Annotated in this window: 9 protein-coding genes; 2 read left to right on the top strand and 7 right to left on the bottom strand. The window is 51.9% G+C overall.

From position 1 onward, the window contains the following. Together JHD62_RS20540 and JHD62_RS20535 are read right to left on the bottom strand one after the other, a co-directional pair. Nucleotides 1–673, bottom strand: a 673-nt coding sequence (locus JHD62_RS20540; protein WP_199104443.1) for a DEAD/DEAH box helicase, incomplete at its 3' end; no start/stop codon positions are given. 69 nt (nucleotides 674–742) lie between these two features. Next, nucleotides 743–1792, bottom strand: a complete 1050-nt coding sequence (locus tag JHD62_RS20535) for a Fic family protein (protein ID WP_199104442.1) — start codon at nucleotides 1790–1792, stop codon at nucleotides 743–745. 441 nt (nucleotides 1793–2233) lie between these two features. Here JHD62_RS20535 and JHD62_RS20530 point away from each other — a divergent pair, with 441 nt between their 5' ends. Next, nucleotides 2234–2713, top strand: a complete 480-nt coding sequence (locus JHD62_RS20530) for a 3'-5' exoribonuclease (protein ID WP_199104441.1) — start codon at nucleotides 2234–2236, stop codon at nucleotides 2711–2713. A gap of 10 nt (nucleotides 2714–2723) precedes the next feature. On the opposite strand, the gene JHD62_RS20525 is transcribed toward JHD62_RS20530, so the two are convergent. Next, nucleotides 2724–3083, bottom strand: a complete 360-nt coding sequence (locus JHD62_RS20525) for a helix-turn-helix domain-containing protein (RefSeq protein WP_199104440.1) — start codon at nucleotides 3081–3083, stop codon at nucleotides 2724–2726. A 579-nt stretch (nucleotides 3084–3662) separates the two neighbouring features. Between JHD62_RS20525 and JHD62_RS20520 the strand changes: the two genes are divergently transcribed. After that, a complete protein-coding gene (locus JHD62_RS20520; protein ID WP_199104439.1) occupies nucleotides 3663–4325 on the top strand; it encodes an AbiEi antitoxin N-terminal domain-containing protein in 663 nt (220 codons plus the stop codon). Nucleotides 4326–4384: 59 nt separating this feature from the next. On the opposite strand, the gene JHD62_RS20515 is transcribed toward JHD62_RS20520, so the two are convergent. The 4 genes from JHD62_RS20515 to JHD62_RS20500 all read right to left on the bottom strand — a co-directional run. After that, nucleotides 4385–4843, bottom strand: a complete 459-nt coding sequence (locus JHD62_RS20515) for a hypothetical protein (protein ID WP_199104438.1) — start codon at nucleotides 4841–4843, stop codon at nucleotides 4385–4387. 35 nt (nucleotides 4844–4878) lie between these two features. After that, complete coding sequence (locus tag JHD62_RS20510) at nucleotides 4879–6906, bottom strand: hypothetical protein (RefSeq protein ID WP_199104437.1); 2028 nt, start codon at nucleotides 6904–6906, stop codon at nucleotides 4879–4881. Continuing rightward, nucleotides 6903–8498, bottom strand: coding sequence for a tyrosine-type recombinase/integrase (locus JHD62_RS20505; protein WP_233161133.1), 1596 nt, complete (start codon nucleotides 8496–8498; stop codon nucleotides 6903–6905). The genes JHD62_RS20510 and JHD62_RS20505 overlap by 4 nt, the downstream gene beginning before the upstream one ends. Further along, nucleotides 8495–8956, bottom strand: a 462-nt coding sequence (locus JHD62_RS20500) for a hypothetical protein (protein WP_199104435.1), incomplete at its 5' end; no start/stop codon positions are given. The genes JHD62_RS20505 and JHD62_RS20500, both read right to left, overlap by 4 nt.

Genomic DNA, 8956 nt, shown 5'->3' with positions numbered 1-8956 from the left:
GGTCCACTACCCGTCGATCTACATCGTCGAATCGGGTGAGGATGTACTCCAGCATCATGAAGTTGGTTAGCAGGATGTCTGGTGGGATATCCGCCATGGCATCGCGCTCAGGTTTCTTTTCCTGCCCTGTGTAGCGAGCTACAGTGAATGGCTGCGCATCGGGTGCATAGCCATGAAGGAACTTATCCAGCTCTTCCAGTTGGCTGTTTGCCAGCGCGTTCATCGGGTAGATCACGATAGCCCGCGTGCGTGGCTTACCGCCCTCTGCTTTGGCCTTGATGATGCGGTCAATGATGGGAATGAAGAAGGATAGCGACTTGCCAGATCCCGTCCCGGTAGTCACCACATAGCTCTGCCCCGATTGCCCCTTGGCCAGTGCCTGCAGTTGGTGTGCGTAGAGGTGAAGTGGCTGCGGGTTTCCCTCAGGCTTTCCGACTTGGAAAACATCTGCGCACTGGGGATGTAGAACACCCGCAGTTGCCAGCGACTGCACGGTACCTTTGCGCTGATAGTTGGGGTTGATCTGCACCAAGGGCTCGGGCCAGTAGCGGCCATCCTGGTATTGACGTTCGACTTCCTGCTGAATGTCGCGTGCGGCAATGCGAACAAAGCTTCGCGAGAAGTCACTATAGCGGCCAACTAACTGGTTGCGAAATTGAAAAACGTCATCCATTGTTTTTCTCTCCCTGTTCTTTTTTCTGGGGGCGTGATCCCCCCATGGCTCTAGCGGTCCAACTGCGTGTCAAAGCTGTTTGTGCTGCCATTTGGCCCCTCTGCCTTTGCCAATTGGTTCGATCAGTCCCTCCGCCTTCATTGCACGCAAAATCACGCGCACCATGTCGCGGCTAATACCAGGGCATGCCTCTTCGATTTCAGAGATGGAGAAGGGGAGTTGGCGCTTGAGAATTTCTGAGCGCACGCGGTCGCCCTTGGCACCTCGTCCTCGCTCGATGGTGCCGACGCGCTCTTCGAGCTCCTTGTAGGCTCGCAGTAGTGCACTCCAGAAGTAGTCGAGCCACGGTGCGATGTTGTGAGCAGCTTCGTGCCAGCCTTGAGAGCTGGCCTCCAGCGTTTCGTAGTAGCTCTCCATCGACTCCTCGAAGATGCGTTCCAGGCTGATGAAGCGGCCCACCACATAGTCGAAGTGATATAGCAACAGCAGGGTCAGCAGCCGTGCCATACGACCGTTGCCATTCGGGAACGGGTGGATGCAGAGGAAGTCGAGGACGACCAGAGGAACCAGCACCAATGGGTCCGCCAAGCACTGATCCAGTGCCGAACGGTAGCGCGCGATCAGGTCCGCCATCACGATGGGGGTGAGATGCGAGGTGACCGGGCGAAAGCGGACGCGCGAGCGGCCATCTGGGTGGTGCTCGATGATGTCGTTGTTTGTCGCCTTCCAGTGCCCGCCCTGCTGGGGCATGTATCGGTACAGCATGCCGTGGAGCTGCAGGACAGTGCTCTCGGAGAACGGCATTTGCTCGCCGCTTTCGTGGATCAGGTTCAAGGCATCGCGATAGCCTGCTACCTCCTGTTCGGATCGGCTCTGCGGTGTGGCATTCTTGAGCATCAGCGACTTGAGCCGGTGCGCCGCGACGACCACGCCCTCCAGGCGGTTCGATGACTCGGTGGACTCGACCGCGGCGACCTGCCGCAGATCGCTCAAGACCTCGGGTGATTGCGCCGCAAAAAGCTGCTGCTTGCCCCTGTACTCACCCAGGGCGCGCAGTGTCGCCAACTGCTGCGCATCGAAACGCAGCTTGGCGAGGTAGTCTGGCGAGAGTGATTGCATGTAGCAGCATCCGGGTGAGGGGAAATGGGGTAATGTTACAGTATATGAGGGTATTTTTGATAGCTATTACCCCAATAAAGCTGCGAATGCCCCATTCTGCTGCATGCTTTGAGTCCATGCACACCAATGTAACTAGCCGCACTCGGATGGATAACGCCCTGACAGGCAAGTCAGTCTCAATTCTCACGGGGCGCAAGGCATGCCCACTCCGCGCTTGGTGCGCCGTTCCGTAGTACTTCCGCAGCTTGGCGCTGCGGTGCTCAAGGCTGCGGGCGGAGGCATCGCCAGTGGCCTTGACGTCTGCGCTCCATCGGTGGCGGAATCAAGTGACCATGATGCCATGGGCGTGGTTGCGCCAGAGATTTCGCCCGCGGCGTTGAATCTCCGCTGTGAAATTGCCTGCCTTGTCAATTTGGATCCAACCGATTATGAGGAGCGAGTGTGTTGATCTTCCTGGATACTGAGTTTACAGACTTCATCGACTGTGAATTGATCAGTATTGGCATGGTTAGTGAGGATGGCCTGCATGTGCTCTATCTAGAAGTGCAGGACTTTGACCGCTTGAAGTGTAAAGCCTTTGTGCAAGCCGCAGTGTGGTCTCAGCTTGGCAAGGTAGATGGTGCGAGCATAAGCAAGGCGGCCCTAGCCGACAGGTTGCGCCAATGGTTCGATTCGCTGCCGCATGACGTGGTGTTGGCCTGTGATTCTCAACATGACCTGGATCTGTTGGCTGATGTGCTGGATGGCACTTGGCCAGCCAATGTATCCGGCTGGCTTGATCTGAGGGAATGCCAAACCAACCCAGCATTTGATCGTGCCGCGGCGACATACCATGCAACGACAGGGCAACCATGGCACCATGCATTGTACGACGCTTATGCACACCGGGCAGGCTGGCTTGCGGTATCGAATGCTGGCTAGGGGGGGGGGCTCACTTCTTCAGGGATGGGGTGGCCTTTGGGGATGATAATGATTCTTCATTTTCTATGAGTAGTTGTACTTGCTCTTCAATTTCCTTCAGCAGCGTAGATACGTTTGCATGCTTACCTGACCGAACATACGCGAAGGTGAGTAATGCCAGTAGGTGCATATCGATCGCCGAGGCTATCTCGTCTAACTTCTCAATTGTTGGGTTTTTCAAACCTCGCTCGAGCGCGCTGACGTAGGTCCGGCTTGAGACTGTGTCGAGGGCTTCCTGCGAAACTCCCTTAGCGCGCCGTGCAGTGCGCAGTGAGTGTGCCAATCCGTCACGTAGAGACATGGGTTTTGTAATCTGTTCAAAACCCAGCATCTCGCCATGATGAACACTATAGGGCTACAATCTATAGTGTTCATTTTTTGCTGGTGACTTATGTTTCTGACGAAGGAAGGTTGGCGTACAAACAACCCTGTAGTGCAAGCCATAGCACATCCCGATACGGCATGGGATGCGGTCTTTTTTGGACTGACCCAAGCCACTTTTGTGGTCAGAGTGTGCCAAAACGACACAGCAGGGGGCATTGATGCGAATTGGTTGCTGGTGGCACGACCAGAAGTGCTAATGCAGCTGATGGCATCAGCGCAAGTAGGGGTGGGAGATGTCATGGTCATGCTCCCGCCCCAGGAGTCAAGTGCTGGTCAGTGGACCTGTGAGCGGATGATGTCGATAGCTGAGAAGACTGATCAGCGCGGAGTATTCCACGAGTATTCGACTGAGCTCCGCACATTGAGCACCCGGGCGATTCACGGTGTCGCAGCGGTAACTTGCTCCTATCGTTGGAAAGAGCATGGCCAGTGGGCCCTAGCACAATAACTAAAGTTTTGCGACTGGTCCCGGCTGTCGAGACGGAGCAGCTTTGGTGGTATATCCCAAGTAGATTGTTCAGAAAACATGCATGACGAGAGATCGATTGTTCAGCAGCTTATGTCAACCGCGCCACGAGGACGCCCCTTGGATACGGCTCTGCTCGCTGACCTTGGCATTAATGTCGACATATCCTCATCCCTTGCGGATAAAGGGTGGCTGACTGAGTTGCAGCCGCGGGTCTATTTGATGCGTGGCGATAGCCCGTCACTTGATGGAACGATTTGCTATTTGGCGACCCTTGTCGATGGATTGCACGTTGCAGAGAGAACGGCACTTTATTGGCGAGGGGTTCGGCACAATGTTTATTTCAGAGAGCCGATATTTCTGTGGGGGATTGGGACACTGGAAATCCCAAGCTGGGCTACGCGTTTATTTCCAATCACCTACAGAAATGAAATTATTTTTGATGATCAGCTAGAGTATTCAACTTGTCTTGGTAGTGCTCCTGGTCGGCACCCTGAAGTTCTCGTATCGAGTACTGAAAGAGCTGTTTTCGAACTGGTATCCACGTGTCAAAAGCCAGATCTACATGAAGGCGTCAGAAATTTACTCGCGCTTCTTCGTAACATCCGGCTCTCAATTCTGCAGGATTTAGCGGGCCACTGTGTCCACCGTGATACTGTTCTGCTCTTGAAGGAACTCGCAGATCAGGAGGGCTTGCCTTGGGCATCAAAGCTTAGTGGGTAGGGCAATGCTGCTTGTGGTCACTACTGTTGAGGAAGTGCCCGTGTAAATTGGAATCAGCCTCAGTTGCTTTTATCTTTCTTATGCTTACGCGGATGGTTCTTCAAAAGCGGGTCCGTCTGTTGACGAGATGGAGGAATAAGGGGCTGCTCCAATTGCTCTTGAGTAACACCATAACGAATAGCGTTGCCTAAATAACGCAATAGTAGCTCATCGTATTCATGTAACCTGGCGTTGAGCTCCTCGTTTTCACTCTCCAATTGCTCCAGCTTCTGCTCAAGCACAATGTGTTCTGGTAGGTGCTGTGGAGGTTGTTTCCCGGTTTTGAGTTGATAACGACAGGCCGCGACCTTATTTTCGTAAGCCTGTTTGATCTGTGGATGTGACTGAAGAGTTTGCCGGCTCCATTGATGATGTAACTCCTGCGCGACTAGGGTGACAATTCTTTCCCATGTTGGTGGCGCTGAATTTGCCCACTCTTTAATCAGGGCTGCAATATGCAGAATTTGTCGTTCGGTCAAGTGTCGTCGCTGGTTAGGTTTGCGAGGCGGCATTTTTATTCCGTTTCTGCTGAAATAGAAGGTTTTGAATCGCCTAAATGAATTAGCGTACCGTCCGGTATGTTTTGATCGTTGTGCAAGGTAATAATTGTGTCCAGTCGGCTAAGTGCAATTTTTTGATGCTCAAGCCAATTATTTACTCCGTAGGCCTGTTCTTGCTCTGCAGACTCCGCCAGATTTAGCAGTACTTCTGTATCCTGTTTCAGGACAAGGGCGCGAGCCTTCTGATCTTCATTTCCTTTGTCAACTAAGTGTTCATCACATGTCATGCAAGACCGATGCTTCGGGCAGGGGAGGGCTGACCAATCGTGTAGGCAAATTCCTAGATCGGTTACGTGTGCTGTAGTTGTCAATGAGCTGATAAATTCTTCACGTCTTACCGGGTCTTTAATGCGAATGGCGGTGTCCTGCATTAATCCTTTTATTTCAATATTTTGTAGTTTTTTATGAATGCTGGCTGCGAGTTGTACCCCGGTCATGTGGTTGTAGGCTGTATTTTGCCTGACATCCTTGCGGCCCATCCAGCGTGCGATTTCTAGCTGAGAGAGCCCCCCCTCGTTAGCCAAGGTATTCAGCCAGTGGCGAAACTGGTGTGAGGTGATTGTGAGCGGTTCGCCATTTTTTGCGTAATACCCTAGTCGGTCAAAAATTGATAACCCCATACTGCGACCCACGATGTAGTCGCTTATCTGCCCATCAGTCAGCAATGTTGCCGTACCATTCAATGTTCCTCTTTGTGATCCCAGGAAATTAATGCCCACCACAAATAGACACTCAGACAGACCATAGTGCCCTTGTCCTTGCGGGAAAATGTCTTGCTGCTCGGACTGCAAAGCGAGATAAAATTCTAAGTCGCTTTTAGCGATAGCTTGGATTAAGCGCTCTTTTCCTTGCTTTTTAACTAATGGTAGATTGGCTGTTTTGACGAACAGTCTGGCTGATGTATGATTTGTGAGGCCGACGATTTGTGCAACTTCATCCATACTGAATAGAGAGCCGGGCGGCATCGAATGCCATGGTTCAGGTAGTAAAGTTCTATTCGGATTGCTCGTGATAAACTGAGCGATGGCCCAAAATGGTTCGGTAATGCGTTGAATGTCATTAATTGCCCGCTTGGCCACATCCACCATGACGGTTGGAAGCCATTTAGTTTGCGTCTCGGTGTGCCCACCTTTTTCTGGGATGTAGCGTATCCCACAACGCACTGCAGGTTTTCCGTTCTGGTCAAGCAGCGGGACGTTATTCGTATCCTTCAGTTGTTCTTCCCGCCAGCATTCACGGGGTATGGTCAACAATTCGTTGATGCGAAATCCTCCACAGACAAGCAGATCGATTGCTCGTTGACGCAACAGATCACGATCTTCCAAATCCTTTCTATTGGAGATGTCCGCCAGGGCATTCATTACTTCTTCAGATGGTAGTTTGCGGTTGCGGTGTTCGTTAAATTCCTTGCCCACTCGAGCCCCGATGGCGCCACTAGTGTCGCTATTGCGTGGCACCGGATTCTTCCAATCAATCCGTATAGGAACCAGGCGATGCTTGTCTAGTAGCTTGGCTATTTCCGAAAGTTTTATGCCAATGCGATAAGCTGAGGAGTGCTGCTCCGACTGCAAGCAAAGGTTGATGGCGTTATCAAAGTCCGCAGGAACCAATGCCGTCGGTGTATTTCCTCTATCCCTTAGTGCCTCGAACAGGTAGCGCTGGGCACGTATTGCGACCATATGATCCAATGTCGCCAATCCTTTTTTCGCATGGCTCTCCCGGTAGCAAATAAAAGATTTCACGAATGAAGAAAAAGGCTCTGGAAATGGTTCCGCGTTTTTTGCTGTAGTTTTTGTGGCGAAATTGGCATTGAACCAAATTCGTTCAATCTTGCGACCACTACTGGCTCGTGATTTTTTTGGCACTTCCCAGTACATGGCATCCCAATGGATTGGGCCAAAAGGAATATTGGAGCGGGAAGTGTCGATAAACTTTACCAAGTTGAGCTCGGCCGCCTTATACGCCGCGGTTTGAAATTTCATCGATCATCCTCCATGTTGCGGGACATTTGGCATTGCAGAACTACCTGAGCGACAGCGCGAATGGTGGTGTCATGCATTTGAGTCATTTTTGGATCTGCACCACGTGAAAGATGCGCATCTCGATCAGCAATAAGCCAATCCAGTACTGCTTCATGTGGTGCATCGTGCCAAGCTTGAAATTTAAAGCACGTATAGCAAGCGGTGGGTGCCGATAAGCCGCAAAATCCAAAACTGCCACAGGTGCCGATGTTTTTCAGTTGATGATCATTGTGGTCCAAGAATTTGATACGACTGGCGGGGTCATTGCCGCGGGGTGCTTCGCTTTCCGAGGGGATCAGCATGCCCATGAATGCCTGCGCCACAGGGGCTAATCGTAGCGCCAAGGCCTTGTCGAGGCGCACGACAACATCCGAACGCGTATTGAAATACACCATGACGTGCTGGAGGTCGGTGTGATCCAGTGCCTCGGCCAGTTCCATAGGGGAGGCCCCTTCCTGTACCAGTCGGGTTGCGAAGGTATAGCGCAAGCGGCGAGGGGTCAGGTGGAGTGGTCCTCCAGCTGCCGATTTGAGATCAAGAGTGGTTACGATAAGGTAGAGTGCATTATTGAACCATTGGTTATCTCTGCGATATGCATCGGATTCGAAGTCAGTGCCCAGAAGAGCCTCTTTAGGGACTTCACGTCGGAATAGCGACTGGGCAAAGCGAATTGGATTGTGCTCTAGCAAAGCCAATCGTCTAGAGCGGGTATTTTGCTCGATCAATTGTTCCAGTAACTGACCGATTTCCGGCACCAGCGAGCGGGTTTTGAAACCACTGCGCTTATTGACTTGCCCTTTCTTGATTCGTGGCAGGCGGAGCTCATAAATAAAGCTACCGTCAGCCTGCTTGGTTGTGAGCAAGTCCTCCTCGTTCAGGAGGATGAGATTTTTGGGATTTGTACCAAAAGCAATAAACAGCCATGCTGCCGCAAGCAGCTCAATACTCAGTGTGGCGGTTTCACCAGCACGGTGCAGGTGTGCTATCAGGGCTTCTATTTCAACCTGACGCAGGGGGCCCTCATCGGGATCGTCGCGTAATACTGCCGCACCTTTCAGGTTGCCACCAATGGTGCGGTTCTCCAGTTCCGCTGCGACTTCTTCGTCGAATCCTTCGCATTGGGCATCGGTGCACCACAGATACCAACGACGGTATGCGTCTAGGTAATTAGAAACTGTTCCTAAAGAAACGGTTTCTCTCAAGTGCTTGTGCAGCACTTCAAATAATATAATGTCGTATTTCGTGGGGTCATTAATATTGGTGGCTGTATTACTTGCGGCAATGAAACATGCCTTTAGCCAATTGAATTGTCCAAAAACATAGCGTGGGTTGCTTCGGCGAATGAAATTTCGGAAGTACGCCTCAGTGGATATTAATATGGGGCCTTGCTGTAACGGCATTAGATCCCAGTTCAACACTTCCGTCGCACTCAGCCGCCATTGTGTACCCGAGGTATCGATGCTTGCACCTGAAAGGGCAATGACCGCCGTCTGGTCATCGGCTTCCGATGAGGTATCGGTGAAATTGAATGTAGATTGCATAGAGTGATTCATTTCTTCCAACCCTTCTGCTGCATTCGCAATAGTTTCTTGTTGGCGGCATTCCGGATGGCGCGTCTGGCATAGCGGAGTGGCATCGTTGAAGTCGGGCTCCAACCCATCGCATATTTTTGATCGCGCAGACTTATTTCCGGATCACTACCTTCTTCCTCATTCAATTCGACCCAGCGATCGTTCCAGTCATGACGCAAAAGGTGATGGCACAGACCGGCCAGGATCGGATAATGGCGACGTAGCTTCTCAACGACTTTACGGAAACCTCGGCTGCCTAGCGGCTCACCACGATTATTGACAAAGAGGTATGGATGCTTGGCTGCCGCAGGAAACTGCTGCCGATTTGCCCGGTGGCGCGTAATCCATTCATCAAGCAAATCACGCAGCTTGGTATCAAGGAGTAGCAGGCGTCCGAAAGTCTTGGTTGCAGGTGCGGGGGTGCGGGGCTCTTCCGGATC

Source organism: Aquitalea sp. ASV11, assembly GCF_016429185.1.
Taxonomy (GTDB): domain Bacteria; phylum Pseudomonadota; class Gammaproteobacteria; order Burkholderiales; family Chromobacteriaceae; genus Aquitalea; species Aquitalea pelogenes.
Note: the sequence above shows the minus strand (reverse complement) of the source record. Positions and strands in the feature narration are given on the sequence as shown.

Bases quoted from the DNA above. Each gene is read 5' to 3' on its own strand.
- JHD62_RS20520 (WP_199104439.1), top strand. From the start codon at position 3,663: ATGCATGACGAGAGATCGATTGTTCAGCAGCTTATGTCAACCGCGCCA.
- JHD62_RS20505 (WP_233161133.1), bottom strand. From the start codon at position 8,498: ATGAATCACTCTATGCAATCTACATTCAATTTCACCGATACCTCATCG.
- JHD62_RS20525 (WP_199104440.1), bottom strand. From the start codon at position 3,083: ATGCTGGGTTTTGAACAGATTACAAAACCCATGTCTCTACGTGACGGA.
- JHD62_RS20535 (WP_199104442.1), bottom strand. From the start codon at position 1,792: ATGCAATCACTCTCGCCAGACTACCTCGCCAAGCTGCGTTTCGATGCG.
- JHD62_RS20510 (WP_199104437.1), bottom strand. From the start codon at position 6,906: ATGAAATTTCAAACCGCGGCGTATAAGGCGGCCGAGCTCAACTTGGTA.